The sequence below is a fragment of the Sphingobium sp. genome, assembly GCA_023266575.1.
Taxonomy (GTDB): Bacteria; Pseudomonadota; Alphaproteobacteria; order Sphingomonadales; family Sphingomonadaceae; genus Sphingobium.
In genome coordinates this window covers 21,010-38,421 of sequence record JAHFPV010000005.1, presented here as the reverse complement: position 1 = coordinate 38,421, position 17,412 = coordinate 21,010, and the positions used below count along the sequence as shown (strand labels likewise).

General features: G+C 63.6%; 16 protein-coding genes and 1 tRNA gene. 9 read left to right on the top strand and 8 right to left on the bottom strand.

Annotated features, from left to right (window positions below; translation table 11 throughout):
• Nucleotides 1–3: 3 nt before the first annotated feature.
• Nucleotides 4–765, bottom strand: coding sequence for a molybdopterin-binding protein (locus tag Q0D44_RS07145; protein WP_294134597.1), 762 nt, complete (start codon nucleotides 763–765; stop codon nucleotides 4–6).
• A gap of 80 nt (nucleotides 766–845) precedes the next feature.
• Here Q0D44_RS07145 and map point away from each other — a divergent pair, with 80 nt between their 5' ends.
• The 4 genes from map to Q0D44_RS07125 all read left to right on the top strand — a co-directional run bounded on the left by map (nucleotide 846) and on the right by Q0D44_RS07125 (nucleotide 5,405).
• Complete coding sequence (gene map / locus Q0D44_RS07140) at nucleotides 846–1,673, top strand: type I methionyl aminopeptidase (protein ID WP_294134594.1); 828 nt, start codon at nucleotides 846–848, stop codon at nucleotides 1,671–1,673.
• Between the two features lie 247 nt (nucleotides 1,674–1,920).
• Complete coding sequence (locus Q0D44_RS07135) at nucleotides 1,921–2,259, top strand: P-II family nitrogen regulator (RefSeq protein WP_043151458.1); 339 nt, start codon at nucleotides 1,921–1,923, stop codon at nucleotides 2,257–2,259.
• A 97-nt stretch (nucleotides 2,260–2,356) separates the two neighbouring features.
• Nucleotides 2,357–3,769 carry a type I glutamate--ammonia ligase gene (gene glnA / locus Q0D44_RS07130; protein ID WP_294134584.1) on the top strand — a complete coding sequence of 471 codons (1,413 nt, stop codon included), beginning with the start codon at nucleotides 2,357–2,359 and terminating at the stop codon, nucleotides 3,767–3,769.
• 157 nt (nucleotides 3,770–3,926) lie between these two features.
• Entirely contained in the window at nucleotides 3,927–5,405 is a 1,479-nt protein-coding gene (locus tag Q0D44_RS07125) for a DUF2142 domain-containing protein (RefSeq protein WP_294134582.1), read from the top strand.
• On the opposite strand, the gene Q0D44_RS07120 is transcribed toward Q0D44_RS07125, so the two are convergent.
• From Q0D44_RS07120 to Q0D44_RS07105, 4 genes are read right to left on the bottom strand one after another with little or no spacing between them, the layout of a single operon-like run.
• Nucleotides 5,385–6,017 (bottom strand): phosphatase PAP2 family protein, encoded by a 633-nt coding sequence (locus Q0D44_RS07120; RefSeq protein WP_294134580.1) that lies wholly within the window; start codon nucleotides 6,015–6,017, stop codon nucleotides 5,385–5,387. The genes Q0D44_RS07125 and Q0D44_RS07120 overlap by 21 nt on opposite strands.
• Nucleotides 5,995–7,410, bottom strand: a complete 1,416-nt coding sequence (lpdA, locus tag Q0D44_RS07115; RefSeq protein ID WP_294134576.1) for a dihydrolipoyl dehydrogenase — start codon at nucleotides 7,408–7,410, stop codon at nucleotides 5,995–5,997. Before lpdA ends, Q0D44_RS07120 begins: the two co-directional genes overlap by 23 nt.
• Nucleotides 7,411–7,432: 22 nt before the next feature.
• Entirely contained in the window at nucleotides 7,433–7,834 is a 402-nt protein-coding gene (locus Q0D44_RS07110; protein ID WP_294134573.1) for an acyl-CoA thioesterase, read from the bottom strand.
• Nucleotides 7,834–9,141: a pyruvate dehydrogenase complex dihydrolipoamide acetyltransferase gene (locus tag Q0D44_RS07105; protein WP_294134571.1), complete on the bottom strand. Its 1,308-nt coding sequence runs from the start codon at nucleotides 9,139–9,141 to the stop codon at nucleotides 7,834–7,836. The genes Q0D44_RS07110 and Q0D44_RS07105 overlap by 1 nt, the downstream gene beginning before the upstream one ends.
• 185 nt (nucleotides 9,142–9,326) lie before the next feature.
• On the opposite strand from Q0D44_RS07105, the gene Q0D44_RS07100 reads away from it, so the two are divergent.
• Nucleotides 9,327–9,782 carry a universal stress protein gene (locus tag Q0D44_RS07100; protein WP_294134992.1) on the top strand — a complete coding sequence of 152 codons (456 nt, stop codon included), beginning with the start codon at nucleotides 9,327–9,329 and terminating at the stop codon, nucleotides 9,780–9,782.
• Between the two features lie 164 nt (nucleotides 9,783–9,946).
• Here the strand turns inward: Q0D44_RS07100 and rnr are convergent, their stop codons facing one another.
• From rnr to Q0D44_RS07085, 3 genes are all read right to left on the bottom strand, one after another.
• Complete coding sequence (gene rnr / locus Q0D44_RS07095; RefSeq protein ID WP_294134569.1) at nucleotides 9,947–12,265, bottom strand: ribonuclease R; 2,319 nt, start codon at nucleotides 12,263–12,265, stop codon at nucleotides 9,947–9,949.
• Nucleotides 12,266–12,563: 298 nt separating this feature from the next.
• Nucleotides 12,564–13,217: an MOSC domain-containing protein gene (locus Q0D44_RS07090; RefSeq protein ID WP_294134566.1), complete on the bottom strand. Its 654-nt coding sequence runs from the start codon at nucleotides 13,215–13,217 to the stop codon at nucleotides 12,564–12,566.
• 58 nt (nucleotides 13,218–13,275) lie between these two features.
• Nucleotides 13,276–13,494, bottom strand: coding sequence for a DUF2945 domain-containing protein (locus Q0D44_RS07085; RefSeq protein WP_294134564.1), 219 nt, complete (start codon nucleotides 13,492–13,494; stop codon nucleotides 13,276–13,278).
• A 127-nt stretch (nucleotides 13,495–13,621) separates the two neighbouring features.
• On the opposite strand from Q0D44_RS07085, the gene Q0D44_RS07080 reads away from it, so the two are divergent.
• The 4 genes from Q0D44_RS07080 (at nucleotide 13,622) to Q0D44_RS07065 (ending at nucleotide 17,108) form a co-directional block, all read left to right on the top strand.
• Nucleotides 13,622–14,800 (top strand): glycosyltransferase family 1 protein, encoded by a 1,179-nt coding sequence (locus Q0D44_RS07080; RefSeq protein WP_294134562.1) that lies wholly within the window; start codon nucleotides 13,622–13,624, stop codon nucleotides 14,798–14,800.
• Between the two features lie 28 nt (nucleotides 14,801–14,828).
• Nucleotides 14,829–16,151, top strand: a complete 1,323-nt coding sequence (locus tag Q0D44_RS07075) for a replication-associated recombination protein A (RefSeq protein ID WP_294134559.1) — start codon at nucleotides 14,829–14,831, stop codon at nucleotides 16,149–16,151.
• Nucleotides 16,148–17,005, top strand: a complete 858-nt coding sequence (locus Q0D44_RS07070; protein ID WP_294134990.1) for a hypothetical protein — start codon at nucleotides 16,148–16,150, stop codon at nucleotides 17,003–17,005. The genes Q0D44_RS07075 and Q0D44_RS07070 overlap by 4 nt, the downstream gene beginning before the upstream one ends.
• A gap of 28 nt (nucleotides 17,006–17,033) precedes the next feature.
• Nucleotides 17,034–17,108: transfer RNA gene (locus tag Q0D44_RS07065), tRNA-Thr, on the top strand.
• Nucleotides 17,109–17,412: the final 304 nt, after the last annotated feature.

Here is a 17,412-nt window from a genome sequence, read left to right as displayed (position 1 = left end):
TCCCTAGATACCGTCCGGCACTACAGGCCATCCGCCCTGTTCCAGCGCCGCGCTGAGCGCCGCGACGCACTGCTCAAGCGCACTCGCATCGGTCGATCGCACCACGAAGTTCGCGCCGGTGCGGCCTTCGCGGAAAAAGGGGTAGCTGCCGATCTGGCAGCCATCATGCGCGCGTTCGGCGGCACCCAGCAGGTCTGCAATCTCGCTTTCCGCGACCCAGCAGCCGATGGTGGCGGAGAGGACCGGCAGGCCGCCCTCCAGCGTTCCCGTCAGGCTATCGAGCATTCCGGCGGTGATATGCGGCACGCCCGCCATGATGAAGATATTGCCATGGCGGATGCCCGGCGCGCCCGACATACGGTTTTCGATCAGGCTGGCCCCGGCAGGCACCCGCGCCATGCGGAGCCGCGCTTCGGTCAAGCCGCCGCGCGTTTCATAATAGCCCGCGAGCATCGCCCGCGCCTGTGGATGCACCTCCACGGCCACGCCCAGTGCCGCCGCGATCGCATCGACGGTGATATCGTCATGCGTCGGGCCGATGCCGCCAGTGGTGAACAGATAGTCGTTGCGCGCGCGCAGGATATTGACCGACTCGATGATCGCATCATTGTCATCCGCCACCACACGTACTTCGCGCAGGCGGATGCCCTGAACGTTCAGCCATGTCGCAATCTGGCTGACATTCTTGTCCTGGGTGCGGCCAGAAAGGATTTCGTCGCCGATCACGATCAGCGCTGCGGTCCAGATGCGGGTGGGATCGGCCATGGCGCGTCCATAGCCTGCCCTGTCCGCCCTGCCTAGCCGCCCCTCTCGCATTATGGCGCATCTGCCCCTATAGTCATGCCATGACCGAATATATGACGATGACGGCCGATGCGCCGATTTCCCGTTCGTCCGCGATCAAACTATACGACGCGGCCGGTTTTGAAGGTATGCGCCGCGCCGGTCGGCTGGCGGCGGAGATGCTCGACGCGCTGGTGCCGCATGTCGTGCCGGGCGTGACGACGGGCGAGTTGGACGACATTGTGCGGCGCATGACGCTGGATGGTGGCGGCGTGCCTGCGACCCTGGGCTATCGCGGCTATACCCATAGCTGCTGCACGTCGATCAACAATGTCATCTGCCACGGTATCCCCGGCGACTATCGGCTGAAGGATGGCGACATCGTCAATATCGACGTTACCCCGCTGGTCGATGGCTGGCATGGCGACACGAGCCGGATGTTCATCGCTGGCGACGCGCCGATCAAGGCGCGGCGGCTGGTCGAGGTGACCTATGAGTGCCTGATGCTCGGCATCGAGCAGGCGAAACCGGGCAACCATCTGGGCGACATCGGCCATGTGATCCAGCGGCACGCCGAAAAGCACCGCTATGGCGTCGTGCGCGATTTTTGCGGCCATGGCCTGGGTCGGGTGTTCCATGACAGCCCCGAGGTCGTGCATATCGGCCGTCCCGGCACGGGTCCGGAATTGAAGCCCGGCATGTTCTTCACAATCGAGCCGATGATCAATATCGGCAAGCCCGGCGTCAAGATGATGGACGATGGCTGGACCGCGGTCACGCGAGACCGGACCCTGTCCGCCCAGTTCGAACATAGTATCGGCATCACCGAAACGGGGTGCGAGATTTTCACCAAAAGCCCTGCCGGACTGGACGCGCCGCCCTATAGCTGAGCGCGCGCCATGCCCTGCTTAAAAAACGGGCAGTTTGACGCAGAAATGCCCTGAATCCGGGCAATATGGACAAAGATTGCTGCATCGCCGAAAGCATGTTCTAGCGATTCGCCATTTGGCACGGTAATTGGATATCAAGAGGGACGGCGCTTGGCCTTTGGGGGGACATGACGATCGTCACTTGAGGAGAGAGGGATGCGGGTCGCGCCCGCATTCGGTCGTGCGTCATGGGTTGGGATTACAAGTGATGAAAAAGATAGAAGCGATCATCAAGCCGTTCAAGCTGGACGAGGTGAAGGAAGCGCTCCACGAAGTGGGCGTGTCGGGCATTACCGTGACCGAGGCCAAGGGCTTTGGCCGGCAGAAGGGCCATACCGAACTCTATCGCGGCGCTGAATATGTCGTCGATTTCCTGCCCAAGGTGAAGCTGGAAGTCGTCGTTGATGATGCGTTGGCGGACCGTGTGGTCGAGGCGATCTGCGCCGCCGCGCAGACCGGGCGCATCGGCGACGGCAAGATTTTCATTTCCAACGTCGAGGGCGCCGTGCGGATCCGCACCGGCGAGCGGGACAGCGACGCGATCTGAACTCACGCAAATTCTCGTCACCCCGGCATCGGGGCGACGGAACAACGGGCATCCATCTACCCCTTCGGGGGGGTAACAACGAGAAGGGCAAGCGCACATGGCCAATACGCCAAAAGACATTCTCAAGATGATCGAAGAAAAGGAGATCGAGTGGGTCGATGTCCGTTTTACCGATCCCAAGGGCACCTGGCATCACCTGACGATGTGCGCGAACGTCATTGGCGAAGATGAACTGACCGACGGCCTGATGTTCGACGGCTCCTCGATCGAGGGCTGGAAGGAAATCAACGAATCGGACATGATTCTGAAGCCCGATCTGGACGCGGTGTTCTTCGACCCGTTCAGCGCGACGCCGATGATGATCCTGGTGTGCGACATTGTGGAACCCGAAGATGGTTCGCTCTATTCGCGCGATCCGCGTTCGACCGCCAAGCGCGCCGAAATGTTCCTCCAGTCGACTGGCCTTGGCGACACCGTCTATATCGGCCCGGAACCTGAATTCTTCATGTTCGACAGCGTCGAATTCGACAACACCTACAGCAGCAGCTTCTACAAGCTGGACGATGTCGAGCTGCCGACCAACACCGGCACGAAATATGATGGCGGCAATATGGGCCACCGCCCGCGCGCCAAGGGCGGCTATTTCCCGGTCGGCCCGGTCGACGTGACCACCGACATCCGTGCGGAAATGGTGACCACGCTGATGGAAATGGGCCTGCCCATGGACAAGCATCACCATGAAGTCGCAGGCAGCCAGCACGAACTGGGCCTGACCTTCGGCAAGCTGGTCGAAACCTGCGACCGCATCCAGGTCTATAAATATGTCGTGAAGATGGTGGCGCAGGCCTATGGCAAGACCGCGACCTTCATGCCCAAGCCGATCAAGGCGGACAATGGTTCGGGTATGCACACGCATATCTCGATCTGGAGCAAGGGGCAGAACACTTTTGCCGGTGACGGCTATGCCGGTCTGTCCGACACCTGCCTCTATTTCATCGGCGGCGTGATCAAGCACGCCAAGGCGCTTAATGCCTTCACCAACCCGACCACCAACAGCTACAAGCGTCTGGTGCCGGGCTTTGAAGCCCCCGTTCTGCTGGCCTATTCGGCGCGCAACCGGTCGGCTTCCTGCCGTATTCCTTACGGTGCCGGCACCAAGGCGAAGCGCGTCGAATTCCGCTTCCCCGATCCGCTCGCCAACTCCTACCTCGCCACGTCAGCGCTGCTGATGGCGGGTATCGACGGGATCGAGAACAAGATTCATCCCGGCGAAGCCATGGACAAGAATCTGTACGACCTGCCGCCGGTGGAACTGGCCAAGGTGCCGACCGTGTGCGGCTCGCTCCGCGAAGCGCTGGAAAGCCTGGAAAAGGATCAGGACTTCCTGCTCAAGGGCGGCGTGTTCACCAAGGACCAGATCGACGCCTATATGGAACTGAAATGGCCCGAAGTGTATCGCTGGGAAATGGCGCCTTCGCCGGTCGAATTCGACATGTATTATAGCGGCTGATCTTTTTCAGCTCTGTACAAAGGAAAAGGCCCGGTCGCTTCCAAGCGGCCGGGCCTTTTCCTTTGCAGTCACGATCGGGCAAAATTTCTTTACAGGCGCGAAATGTTAAGGCTGTCGGCCTATGGTCCGGCGGAAATTGACCAAAGGCAGGGCAGTAATGCGGAACGAGCGGATTGGGAGCGCGCGGGCGAAGCGGGGCGACATGCTGTTCGCTGCGCCATGGTCTGCGCTCGAACGGCTGCTGCTGGCGGCGATCTGCGCCGCGACGCTATTCTTTGCGCTGGTGACGCCGCCTTTTCAGGCGCCGGACGAAAACCAGCATTATATGAAGGCGCTGCTGCTGTCCGAAGGCGGCGTGCTGGCGACGCAGCGTGGCGAGGCGATCGGCGCGCAACTTCCCCGCGCAGCGATCGACCTACACGCTGTGGATTTCCCGACCGATGTGCCAGTCACTCTGCGCCGGTTCGAGACCGCAATGCTGGCGCACAGCTGGAACGCGGATGCTTCGCGGCCCGGCACCGTCTTCGCCGAATTTCCCAATGTCGCGAGCTATGCGCCGACGCTTTATGCGCCGGGCGCGGCGGGCCTGCTGATCGGCGATGCGCTGGGCCTGCCGCGGCTGGGCAGTTTCTATGCCGGGCGGATCGTCAATGCGTTGATCGCGCTGGCTCTGCTTATCGCGGCGCTGCGGCTGCTGCCTTTTGGCCGGATCGCAATGCTGGGCGTCGCGCTGCTGCCGACCTTTGCCTATCAGATCGGCTCGCTCTCGCCCGATGCGGTGATCAACGGCATGGGTTTCCTGGGGCTGGCACTGGCGCTGCGCGTCGGTTTCATGGGGCAGGCATCGGCGGGACTGGTTCTGGCAGCACCACTGCTGGCGCTGGCCAAGGGCGTCTATCTGCCGTTGATGGCGGCGGGGCTGCGCTGGCCGCAGCATCGGCGCGATATGCGGCCGTGGCTAATCCTGGGCGCGATGGCGCTGGGTGCCGCGGTGTTCGTGGGCTGGATGAAATTTTCAGGCGGCAGTCAGGCGCTCTACCATATCATGTCGCGCAAGACCGGCGAGAGCGTGATGACCGCGCCGCTGGCCGACCAACTGGCGGTGATTCTGAACGATCCGGTCGGCTATGTCCGCATCCTGACGTCGAGCGTGATCGAGCGCGCGCCGGTCTATGCGCTTCAGATCGTCGGGCGCTTTGGCTGGAACGCCATCCTGCTGCCGTTGGTCGCTTATCCGCTGGCGGCGGTCATGCTGGGCGCAGCTGTGCTGAGCGGAGCGGAGGCGCGCTTTGGCGTGGGCCAGCGCCTCTGGTGGCTCGCTGTCGCGGGCGGGGTCGCGCTGCTGATCGAAACCGCCATGTATCTGACCGGCACGCCGCCGGGCGCAGATTTCATCCAGGGGACGCAGGGGCGCTATTTCCTGCCTGTCCTGCCGCTGGTGCTGCTGGCGCTCTCGCCCGACCGGGCGGTGCGCGGCGCGCGGACAGTGCTTGGCACCTCAGCGGCAGCCCTCCTGCTAATCGCGATGATCAGCGCCTATGACAGTTTCTGGGTCCATGGCTTTGTCACCAGCGACGGGATGCCGCCGCATGACGGCCTGACGCGGGCGTTGCTGCTACCCTCGCCGCGCTGGTAGCCAGACGCGGCACAAAGCGAGCCAGCCCAGCCCTTCGATCCATCCGGCGGTCACGTCGCTTGGCCAATGCACCCCCAGCCAGACGCGGCTAATCCCGATCAGCGCGATCATCACGCACGCCGCCCAATTGGCACTGACCCGTCCCGCCAGCATCGCCAGCGCGCCGAACATCATCATATTGCCCGCCGCATGGCCGCTGGGAAAGCTGTAGCTGTGGACGATGTCGAGATGGGGCAGCAGGTCCGGGCGCGGCGCGGCGAATATCTGCTTGAGGATCAGGTTCAGCGCGGTGCCGCCCGCCATCATCAGCGCCAGCCAGAGCGCGTCGGCGCGACGATGCCGCCACAGCAGCGCCGGCAGGACCAGCGCCAAAATCGCAAGCCTGCCGATCGTATCGCCGATCGCCGTCGCCAGCCGCATCAGTGGCGTCAAATGCTGGCCAAGCCCGCTATCGCGCGCTGCCCCGGCCCAGCCCATCAGCCCGCCATTCAGCCCGTCGAGCCAACCGGCCCGCTGAATCAGCGCAACGCCCAAGACGCAAAAAAGCGCGAGAGCCAAAGCCCCCGCGCCTTTCTTTGCTGTCCAGCGATCAGATATGGAGCGCGCGACCATAGGCCGCCAGCACGCTTTCATGCATCGATTCCGAGATGGTCGGATGCGGGAATACCGTGTGCATCAATTCCGCCTCGGTCGTCTCCAGCGTCTTGCCGATGGTATAACCCTGGATCATCTCGGTCACTTCCGCGCCGATCATGTGTGCGCCCAGCAGTTCGCCGGTCTTGGCGTCGAATACCGTCTTGGTGAAGCCTTCGGATTCGCCCAACGCGATCGCCTTGCCATTGCCGATGAAGGGGAACATGCCGACCTTCACCTCGTAACCCGCTTCCTTGGCCTTGGCCTCGGTCAGGCCAACGCTGGCGATTTGCGGGTGGCAGTAAGTGCAGCCGGGAATGTTGCGCACATCCATCGCGTGGGGGTGGACATCTGTGTTGCCCAGCGCCTGCGCGATCGCCTCGGCGACGATGACGCCTTCATGGCTCGCCTTATGCGCCAGCCATGGCGGCGCGGTGACGTCGCCGATCGCCCACATGCCATCGACATTGGTGCGGCCATAGGCGTCGGTCTTGATATGGTAGCGCTGGTCGGGTTCGATCCCGACATCTTCCAGACCCAGATTTTCGACATTGGGGACGATGCCGATGGCGACGATGACATGGCTATATTCAGCCTCGATCGCCTTGCCTGCCTTATCCTTGATGGTCGCGGTCACGCCCTTGTCGCCGGTCGCGATCTTCTCGATCTTCGCGCCGGTCAGCACGGTCATGCCCTGCTTCTTGACCGCCTTTTCGAGGAAGGCGGACACGTCTGCATCCTCGACCGGGACGATGCGGTCCATCATTTCGACCACGGTCACGTCAGCGCCCATGTCATTATAGAAGCTGGCAAATTCGATGCCGATCGCGCCGGAGCCGATGACCAGCAGCTTGGTCGGCATTTCGGGCGGCGTCATCGCGTGACGATAGGTCCATACCCGCTTGCCGTCGGCCTTGAGCTGCGGCAGGTCGCGCGCGCGCGCGCCGGTGGCGATGATGATATGCTTGGCCGTCAGTTCCTCGACCTTGCCGTCCTTGGTGACAGTCAGCTTGCCTTTTCCGGTAAGCTTGCCATCGCCCATATGGACGCTGATCTTGTTCTTCTTCATCAGGTGGGTAACGCCCTGATTAAGCTGCTTGGCGACGCCGCGCGAACGCTTGACCACCGCTTCGATGTCGGCGGTGATATTGTCCGCCGCCAGGCCATAATCCTTGGCGTGCTGCATATAGTGGAAAATTTCGGCGGAGCGCAGCAAAGCCTTGGTCGGGATGCAGCCCCAGTTGAGGCAGATGCCGCCCAGATTTTCGCGCTCGACAATGGCGGTTTTCAGGCCAAGCTGCGCAGCGCGGATCGCAGCGACATAGCCGCCGGGGCCGGAGCCAAGAACGATAAGATCGTAGGTATCAGCCATGGGTCACACTCGCTTCTGGTAATTAGGCTTCCGCAATCGGCGGAACGGAACGGGGCTGGCGATCCTCTCCGATCGCCACGAAGGTAAAGGTCGCCTGGGTCACGCGATAGGAACGGTCGTCATGACGGGCGCGCCGCCAGGCTTCGACCATGATCTTCATCGACGTGGAGCCGACCGACGCCAGGCTGGCGAACACCGACACTTCATCGCCGACGATGACCGGGCGCAGGAACGTCATCCCCTCGACCGCGATCGTCACCGCCCTGCCTTTTGAATGACGGGCGGCAACTGATCCAGCTGCCGAATCCATCAGGCTCATCAACCAGCCGCCGAAAATATCCCCGTGGGGATTGGTATCGGCGGGCATGGCGATGACGCGCACCGCCGGACTATATTCCGGCGGCTGCTCGTCGATCAGCGGCATCAGGCCAGCATACCGATCGGGTTTTCGATCAGTTCCTTGAATGCCTTCATCAGGCGCGCGCCGTCAGCGCCGTCGATGGCGCGATGGTCGAAGCTGCCGGTCGCCGACATGACGGTGGCGATCTGGAGGCTGTCGTCGATGACATAGGGCCGCTTGTCGCCCGCGCCGATCGCCATGATCATGGCCTGGGGCGGATTGATCACCGCCTCAAACTGCTTGATGCCGAACATGCCCATATTGGAGAGCGAAGCGGTGCCGCCCTGATATTCGTTGGGCGACAATTTACCCGCCTTGGCACGATCGGCCAGGTCTTTCATCTCGGTCGAGATGGCAGCGACGCCCTTGGCATCCGCGCCGGTCACGATCGGGGTGATGAGGCCACCGGGGATCGACACGGCAACGCTGATGTCGGCGCGCTTATATTGCAACATCTGGTCGCCGGCGAACTGGACGTTGCATTCGGGGACTTGGATCAGCGCGACGCCCAGCGCCTTGATCAGCAGGTCGTTGACCGACAGCTTGACCTTGCGGCTGGCAAGGCCAGCGTTCAGTTCGCCGCGCAGCTTGAGCAGCTTGTCGAGCTGAATGTCGACGGTCAGGTAGATGTGCGGCACCTGCTGCTTGGATTCGGTCAGGCGGCGCGCGATCGTCTTGCGCATACCGCTCAATTTGACGACTTCGTGCGGGATGCCGAAATCCTGCGCGCCGCCGGCGGCGGCGGGTGCCGGGGCTGCTGTAGGAGCCTTGGCAGCGGGAGCAGCGACAGGTGCGGGTGCAGCGGCTGGCGCAGCAACGCCTTCCTTTGCGCCGTCCAGGTCGCCCTTGACGATGCGGCCGTTGGGGCCAGTGCCGGAAACAGCGGCCAGATCGATGCCCTTGGCCTGCGCCAGACGGCGGGCGAGCGGGCTGGCCTTGACGCGGTCGTCGGTGGAGGCTGGCGCAGCAGGAATGGCGTCAGCCTTTGGCGCGGCAGCGGCGGGGGCTGCGGCCTCTGCCTTGGCCGGAACGGCGTCGGGCTTGGGTGCGGGCTTGCCGCCACTGGCAGCGGCGGTCGCGACATCCTCGCCCTCTTCGGCGATGATGGCGATGACGGTGCCGACCTTCACGCCTTCGGAGCCTTCGGACACCAGTATCTTGGCGACGATGCCTTCATCGACCGCTTCAAATTCCATTGTCGCCTTGTCGGTTTCGATTTCCGCCAGCAGATCGCCGGACGATACCGTGTCCCCTTCCTTAACCAGCCATTTGGCCAGCGTCCCTTCCTCCATTGTCGGGGACAAAGCGGGCATCTGGATCGTCTTGCTCATGCGTTCGGGGCCTCTTCTTATCTGTACGGCACGCGCCAATGGCTGCCCGTTTTCACCCATTCGCCGGATCGGTCAAGCGAGCGCTTGCGGAAGGGGCAAATATGGCCCACATTTCACCGCACTGGTTCGTTGGATCGGTAATGACCCCCGGCGGGGCCATCAAAGCGACGCGGGGGCGATGGAAAGTGCGGACATATCTGGTTGTCGTGGACGAATCGCCGGAAGCGGAAACCGCGCTGCGTTTTGCTGCGCGCCGGGCAGCCCAGACGGGCGGCGCGGTCCGCATCCTGGCGCTGATTCCGCCTGCCGAGTTCGTCCAGTGGGGCGGCGTGCAGGCGACGATGGAGGATGAGGCGCTGCAACGTGCCGAGGCGCTTGTGACCAGCGCTGCGGGGACGCTGACCGACGAGTCCGGCATCCGCCCCAGCATCACCGTGCGGCAGGGCGATGCGGTGACCGTAGTGCGCCGGACGCTGGACGAGATGGACGATGTCGCCGCGCTGGTGCTGGGTGCCGCGGCTAGCGGGCCGCCGGGTACGCTGGTATCGCACTTTGCCGGGGCGGACGCTGGGCGTATGCCCTGCCCGATCATGATCATTCCGGGCGCACTGGATGCCGAGGCGATCGACCGGTTGAGTTGAGATTGTCACCCCGATCAAATTTTCGATTTCATCTATCCAACTAACACCCGTTCGGGCTGAGCCTGTCGAAGCCTTGTCCTTCTGATCAAGAAGGGCAGCCCTTCGACAAGCTCAGCGCGAACGGAGCAAATGTGCGCAAGCTGTCATGGGATGGGTCCGCGCAATCACCGCTTATGCTTGCCCCGCTTGCTACCCATATGGCGCACATTGATCGGCCGTCCGCGATGACTGCCCGGTCGGGTGCGGTCGCGTTTGATCGGGCCGCCGCGTGAAGGTGGCGCGTTGGGCAATTCGAAGCGCAGCGCGCCGTTGATCGGATCGGCCTCCGCCAGTCGCAATTCCAGCCGCTGGCCCACGGTATAGCGATCGCCGCTTTCCACGCCTTCCAGCGCTCGGCCCGCTTCGTCATAGAAGAAGCGTTCGCGGCCCATGGTCGATACCGGGACCAGCCCGTCGCCGCCCAATTCCTCGACGGTGGCGAAGAAGCCGAAATTCTGGACCCCGGTGATCCTTGCCTTCACGATTTCACCGACATGGGCGGCGAGGAAGACGGCGACGTAGCGGTCGACCGTGTCGCGTTCCGCTTCCATGGCGCGGCGCTCGAACTGGCTGATCATTTCGCCGACGCGGCCCATATTCTCATAATCCTCGACACTCAGCGAGGATTTGGCGGGGATGGTGCCGCCCTTGGGCGCGGGCAGTTCCAGGCCATGGGCGCCGACCAGCGCGCGATGGACCAGCAGATCGGCATAGCGGCGAATGGGTGAGGTGAAATGGCCGTAGGAGCCGAGCGCCAGGCCGAAATGGCCCATATTGACCGGGCTGTAATAGGCCTGGGTCTGGCTGCGCAGGATTTGCTCCATGATCAGCGGCTTTTCCTCCGCTTCCCCTACCCGCTTGATCAGATGGTTGAAGGTCGCGGGGCGAATGACCTGTCCCAGCGCGAAGTCGATGTCGAAGGTCGCGAGATACTCCTTGAGCGCGACCAGCTTGTCGCGGCTGGGCGGTTCGTGGACGCGGTACATGACCGGCGCTTTTTTCTGCTCCAGCGCCTTGGCTGCTGCCACATTGGCGGCGATCATATAATCTTCGATCAGCATATGGGCGTCGAGCCGTTCGCGCACAGCGACGCTGACGATCTTGCCCCATTCGTCCAGCACCACGCGCCGTTCGGGCAGGTCGAGCGCCAGCGGTTCACGCTTTTCCCGCGCCTTATGGAGCAGCGCCCAGCAGGCCCAGAGCGGCCTCAGCGCAATGTCGAGCATCGGGTGATCGGCCTTGCCGTCGATCGCAGCTTGCGCATCTTCATAGGCAAGCACGGCGGCGACGCGGATGATCGCGCGGGAAAAGCGCCATGACGTCACCTTGCCAGCGGCGTTGATGACAAGGTGGCAGGCCATCGCCGCGCGGTCCTGCCCGGCGCGGAGCGAACACATGTCGGAGGAAAGCTGGTGCGGCAGCATCGGCACGACGAGGTCGGGAAAATAGACGCTGTTGCCGCGCTTGCGCGCTTCGCGGTCCAGCGCACTGCCGGGGCGGACATAATAGCTGACGTCCGCGATGGCGACGATGGCGCGGAAGCCGCCGGGGTTGCCCTCATCCTCGTCCGGGGTCGCCCAGACCGCATCGTCATGGTCGCGGGCGTCCACCGGGTCGATCGCGACGATCGGCAGATGACGCAGATCCTCGCGCTTTTCGGCATGGAGCGAGAGAGCCGAAGCCGTGACCGCTTCCTCCTCCACTGCGTCGGGAAAGACGTGGGGGATGCCATGTTTGTGGATGGCGATCATGCTGAAGCTGCGCGGGGCGAAGGGGTCGCCGAGTATGTCGGTGATGCGGGCGGAAATGCGCGGCGGGCGACCGGTCGGTTCGGCGAGGACGAGATCGCCCTTTTTGGCCGAGCCAAGATCGCTGATCGGCGTGTCCTTGCGGATGCGTTTGTCGACCGGGCGGAGCCATAGCTTGCCGTCGGCCATTTCCTCGACGACGCCGAGCAGCATTTCGGTTGCCTTGGGCAGCTTCTTCATCGGATGGGCGATCCAGCCCTTCCCGGCTTCCTCGGTGCGGGCGAGGATGCGGTCGCCAACGGTCAGCGCGCCGCGTTTGCCGCGCTCGACGATGCGCAGGCGGGGCGCGGGCTGGCCTTCGGCTTCCCACCGTTCGGGGGTGGCAATCAGGGTAGTGTCGTCGACATCGATGATGCGCAGTACCGTCACCTTGGGTACGCCGCCCAGCTTGTGGAAAGCACGGGCGGGGCCGAGGTCGATCAAGCCTTCGTCGGCCATGTCTTTGAGCAGAGCCTTGAGCGCGATCTTTTCCTGGCCCTTGAGGCCGAACGCCTTGGCGATTTCGCGCTTGCCCGCTGGCTGGTCGGACGTGGTGATGAAATCCATGATTTCGTTGCGGGTCGGGAAACCGGCGGGGCGCACCTTATCGCGGGCGGGGCGCTTGGGGGGCGAAACCTTCTTGTCGTTTGATGTCATGGGACAGCTATAGGGGGCGCGCCAGCGCTACGCCAGAGGGATGGCAGAGGGGCAGAATGTTGGAAATGCGACGCTTAACTTCGCATATTTCCCGGTGATTGCGATATTTTCGGTCCTTGGTGAGTAATAATAATATAAGATGCACTTGTGCGGATTTACGCGGGAAAGAGCCGGGTGGCGGTATAGCAGGATGGGGGTTTGTAGGACAGGAGATCGGCGCGCCGTTTCCCCTCTTCCAACTTCGCCTAAGCGGCACGCCGCCAAGGCTTCGTATCCTTCTCCCCCAAGGGGAGAAGGTTTATACCGAGAGCCTGCGGGCGCGGTCGCGCCAGGCTTCGGCTAGGACCGGGGTGTTGGCGAGGGTGCGGACGGCGGACGGGTCGCTTTTGTGGCCGCCGCCGATCAGCAGGCGAAAGACGCGGGCGATGCTCCAGTCGGGGAGCGGGCGGTCGATCAGGGTCATGGCGGTGCCAGCCTGCGCTTCCCCCTGCTGGATCACGCGGAAATAGAGGCCGCTGCGCGCGGTTTTCACGATGGTCGCCATGACGTCGCGTGCGGCGAAGCGGTGGTCGAGTTTCCAGCAGGGCTGGCGGCCATGGCTGACCTCCACGATCGCGCTGCCCAAGGTGAAGCGATCGCCCAGGCAAATCTCATCCTCGGTCATGCCGCGCGAGGCGATGTTTTCGCCAAAAGCACCGGGCGCGTCGAGCAAGGGCTGACCTGGTTTGCGGTCGCGCCACCAGCCATAATGATCCTGCGGGTAGAGGTGGATCGCCTTGTCCCAGCCACCATGATGGATCGGGTCGGCGACCTGATTGCCCACGAAGCCGTCCCATGTGATCTGCACCGGGCCAGTGACAGGCGTCTTGGCGATGGCGCTATAGTCGCCGTCGCGAAAGGGGACGGGCGTGCCGACAAGCAGCGCGTCGATGGTCATGAAGGACGTGTCCATGCCCCGTCATGCCATGGCTCCGCCGACGATGCGAGAGGCCGGCTGCAAGCCAGTGGCGTCAGGCGGTGTGGATTTCGGAACTGAGTTTGAGCACCTGTCCGCCATTGTCGGCGTGGATCAGATAGGCGGGATTGGCGGGCGATCCGTTCCGGCGGACAGGCACGCCTTCGATATGGCGCTCAACGGGACGGTCGAACCGTTCCGCTATATGTCCCCGGCCGACGCCCTGCCCCCAATTCCATCTGACTCGCGCACCTTTACGGAATGTCTGCGGCATCGGGGCATCCTCTCTCCCTTGGGCGCAACCGCGTCAGCCGGTGTCCCAATCCTAACTAAGGGCATAATTCCCAAAGGCTTACCCGGTTCCCTTGGGTTTTCACATTTCTTGGGCTAAGGGGGCTGCGATGGATGCTAGCGGCCTTCGCATTGCCCTGTTCAGCGGCAATTATAATTATGTGCGCGATGGGGCCAATCAGGCGCTCAATCGCTTTGTCGGCTATTTGCTGCGGCAGGGCGCGGCGGTGCGGGTCTATTCGCCCACCACCGATACGCCGGCCTTCGCGCCCGCAGGCGACCTGATCAGCACGCCGTCCGTGCCGGTGCCCGGCCGCAAGGAATATCGGATTCCCTATGCGATGTCGGCCAGGGTTCGCCGCGATCTCAAGGCGTTCGCGCCCAATCTGATCCACCTGTCCAGCCCCGATCCGCTGGGCCATCGTGCGCTCAGCTGGGCGCGGCAGAACGGTTTGCCGACGGTCGCATCGGTGCATACGCGGTTCGAGACTTACCCGCGTTACTACGGCCTGGCGTTTCTGGAGCCGGTGATCGAGGGGATATTGCGCCGCTTCTATCGCCGCTGCGACGCCATCGTCGCCCCGTCCGAATCGATGGCGCAACTGCTGCGCGAACAGCGGATGAGCTATGATGTCGGTATCTGGACGCGCGGCATAGACCGGGAGATTTTCAATCCGGGCCGGCGCGATCTCGATTGGCGTCGGTCCATCGGCATCAGCGATGACATGCCCGCCATCGGCTTTATCGGTCGGCTGGTGATGGAAAAGGGGCTGGACGTATTTTCCGACACGATCGACCAGCTTGCGACGCGCCAGGTGGCGCACAAGGTGCTGGTGGTGGGCGAAGGCCCGGCGCGCGAATGGTTCCAGAACCGCCTGCCCGGCGCGATCTTCACCGGTTTCCAGCAGGGGCATGATCTGGGCCGCGCGGTCGCCAGCATGGATATGCTGTTCAACCCGTCCGTGACCGAGACGTTCGGCAATGTCACGCTGGAGGCGATGGCGTGCGGCGTGCCGACTGTTGCGGCGCGTGCGACAGGCAGCGAAAGCCTGCTGAGCGACCGGGTGACCGGGCGGCTGATCCGCCCCGGCGCGATCGGAGCCTTTGCCGATGCCTTGCAGGATTATTGCCTGGACTGCGATGCGCGCGGACAGGCGGGCGCAGCGGCGCAGACGCGGGCGGAGCGCAATGGTTGGGATCAGGTCAATCAGGCGCTGGTCGATACCTATTTGCGGATCATCCGCCAGCGTGAGCAGGGCATGATGCCGCGATCCAGCCCGGTTCCCTGAGCGCGCATTCATCCCTATATCACCAGGCATGGCCGATCTTTTCGCTTCCGATGATGCCCTGACCGGCGCTGATGCCGTCAGCGATACTGCGCCGCTGGCCGACCGTTTGCGTCCGCGCACGCTGGCGGAGGTGGTCGGGCAGGAGCATCTGACCGGGCCGGAGGGGGCGATCGGGCGGATGGTGGCGGCGGGGCGACTATCCTCCATCATCCTGTGGGGACCGCCGGGCACTGGAAAAACCACGACAGCGCGCCTTTTGGCCGATGCGGTAGGGATGCGGTTTGAGCCGATTTCGGCAGTATTTTCCGGCGTTGCGGACCTGAAGAAAGTCTTTTCCGCGGCCAAGGAGCATGGCCGTCGCGGCGACAAGACCCTGTTGTTCGTGGACGAAATCCATCGCTTCAACCGGGCGCAGCAGGACGGATTTCTGCCCTTCGTTGAAAATGGCACTGTGACGCTGGTGGGTGCGACCACCGAAAATCCGAGTTTCGAGCTGAACGCGGCCCTGCTGTCGCGGGCGCAGGTGTTGATCCTGCGGCGGCTGGATGCGGCGGCGCTGGAGCAATTGCTGGACCGGGCCGTGGCCGTGACGGGGCGTCCCCTGCCGCTGGATGCAGACGCGCGCGAGGCGCTGGTGGCGAGTGCGGATGGCGACGGGCGCTTTTTGCTCAATCAGGTCGAGACGCTCTATGCAATCGACATAGCAGAGCCGCTCGATCCGGCCGGGCTGTCCGCCCTGCTCCACCGCCGGGTCGCGGTGTATGACAAGGATCGAGAGGGGCATTACAACCTCATTTCCGCGCTGCATAAGTCGCTGCGCGGGTCGGACCCGCAGGCTGCGCTTTATTATATGGCGCGGATGCTGGTGGCGGGCGAACAGCCGCTTTATGTGCTGCGGCGGCTGGTGCGCTTTGCCGCCGAGGATATTGGCCTCGCCGATCCGCAGGCGCTGGTCCAGTGTCTGGCGGCCAAGGAGGCTTACGACTTTCTGGGCAGTCCCGAAGGCGAAGTGGCGATCGTGCAGGCCTGCCTCTATTGCGCGACCGCGCCCAAATCCAACGCGGCCTATATGGCGATGAAGGCGTCGTTCAAATCGGCGCGCGACACCGGATCGCTGATGCCGCCGCAAAACATCCTGAACGCGCCGACCAAGCTGATGAAGGATGTCGGCTATGGCAAAGGCTATCAATATGACCATGACGTGGCGGACGGCTTTTCCGGCGCAAATTACTGGCCGGACGAGATGACGCCGCAAACTTTCTATGCGCCGACCGACCGGGGCTATGAAGCGCGGATCGCCGAGCGGATCGCCTATTGGCAGCGGTTGCGGGCGGAGCGCGGCGCAGGGTGACGCCCGGCTTCACGCGCTTTGCCGCGATCGACTGGTCCGGGGCGAAGGGCGCGCGGCATAAGGGGATTGCGGTCGCTTTGTGCGAGGTGGGGTGCGCGGTGCCGCGGCTGGTGGAGGCACCGGACGGAGTCTGGTCGCGGACGGGCGTGGCCGATTGGCTGGTGGGAGTAGCGGGCGAGGCCCCTACCCTGTTCGGGTTCGATTTCAGCTTTGCGCCGCCCTTTGTGGCGCGGGGTGGCTATCTGCCGGGTGACGCCGTGCCGGACAATGGGCCGGACTTCTGGGCCTATGTCGATGCGGTTTGCGAGGATGCGGATCTGGGCGCGGCGAGCCTGCTGGAGGTGGCGCACCGGCGGCATTTCTATTTCGGCAAGGCGGACGGGGTGAAGGCCGACTATATGCATAATCGCGCGTGCGAGGCGCATTATCTGGCGGGTGGCGGGGGCAAACCATCCACCGTCTATGACGCGATCGGCGCGGCGCAGGTGGCCAAGGCGAGCTTTGCCGGGATGCGATTGCTGCACCGGGTGCGGGGCGATGTGCCGGTATGGCCGTTCGATCCTTTGCCCGCGCACGGGTCGCTGATCGTGGAAATCTATACCAGCCTTGCCGCGTCAGCGGCCGGACGGGCGAAGGGACGCGCCAAGATGCGCGATTCTGTGGCGCTCAATAATGCGCTGGAGAGAATCGGGTCGGAGCGGCATGAGGGCGCAATGCCGGACGATCATGGTGCGGACGCGATTGTGACGGCGGCGTGGATGCGGGCGGTAGCGGGGCAGGATGCGCTGTGGACGCCAGCCCCGCTCGATCGACAAATTGCTGCAACGGAGGGCTGGACGTTCGGCGTCATCTGATAGTAAGGGCGTGTCGCCTGACTGGTGCGCCGGATTAGCACAGTGGTAGTGCAGCGGTTTTGTAAACCGAAGGTCGCGGGTTCAAATCCTGCATCCGGCACCAGTTAGCGCGATTCCCCCCACGATGCGTTCAGCGCCAAGCCCCAAACGCAAAATGGGGGCCGACATTGCTGTCGGTCCCCACTGCCGTCGGGTCATGCGATCCGCTTCTCTGGCGAGAGGCGATCATCGGCCCGACGTTGTCCTGGCGCGCGCCTGAAAGGCTGTTTGCCAAGGACTGCTCCGGATCGGGCCAAGGACAGCCAATCCGGCTCTGGTCCTCCAATATCCGATGCCCGACGTTCACTTTCGCGCGTACCCGGCAGCGTTCCTTTGGACCGATCCGTTGGTTGATGTCGCCCTTGCGA

Bases quoted from the DNA above. Each gene is read 5' to 3' on its own strand.
- Q0D44_RS07085 (WP_294134564.1), bottom strand. From the start codon at position 13,494: ATGCCGCAGACATTCCGTAAAGGTGCGCGAGTCAGATGGAATTGGGGG.
- lpdA (WP_294134576.1), bottom strand. From the start codon at position 7,410: ATGGCTGATACCTACGATCTTATCGTTCTTGGCTCCGGCCCCGGCGGC.
- Q0D44_RS07110 (WP_294134573.1), bottom strand. From the start codon at position 7,834: ATGCCGCTGATCGACGAGCAGCCGCCGGAATATAGTCCGGCGGTGCGC.
- map (WP_294134594.1), top strand. From the start codon at position 846: ATGACCGAATATATGACGATGACGGCCGATGCGCCGATTTCCCGTTCG.
- Q0D44_RS07120 (WP_294134580.1), bottom strand. From the start codon at position 6,017: ATGGTCGCGCGCTCCATATCTGATCGCTGGACAGCAAAGAAAGGCGCG.
- Q0D44_RS07135 (WP_043151458.1), top strand. From the start codon at position 1,921: ATGAAAAAGATAGAAGCGATCATCAAGCCGTTCAAGCTGGACGAGGTG.
- Q0D44_RS07125 (WP_294134582.1), top strand. From the start codon at position 3,927: ATGCGGAACGAGCGGATTGGGAGCGCGCGGGCGAAGCGGGGCGACATG.
- Q0D44_RS07105 (WP_294134571.1), bottom strand. From the start codon at position 9,141: ATGAGCAAGACGATCCAGATGCCCGCTTTGTCCCCGACAATGGAGGAA.
- rnr (WP_294134569.1), bottom strand. From the start codon at position 12,265: ATGACATCAAACGACAAGAAGGTTTCGCCCCCCAAGCGCCCCGCCCGC.
- Q0D44_RS07075 (WP_294134559.1), top strand. From the start codon at position 14,829: ATGGCCGATCTTTTCGCTTCCGATGATGCCCTGACCGGCGCTGATGCC.
- glnA (WP_294134584.1), top strand. From the start codon at position 2,357: ATGGCCAATACGCCAAAAGACATTCTCAAGATGATCGAAGAAAAGGAG.
- Q0D44_RS07145 (WP_294134597.1), bottom strand. From the start codon at position 765: ATGGCCGATCCCACCCGCATCTGGACCGCAGCGCTGATCGTGATCGGC.
- Q0D44_RS07090 (WP_294134566.1), bottom strand. From the start codon at position 13,217: ATGGACACGTCCTTCATGACCATCGACGCGCTGCTTGTCGGCACGCCC.
- Q0D44_RS07080 (WP_294134562.1), top strand. From the start codon at position 13,622: ATGGATGCTAGCGGCCTTCGCATTGCCCTGTTCAGCGGCAATTATAAT.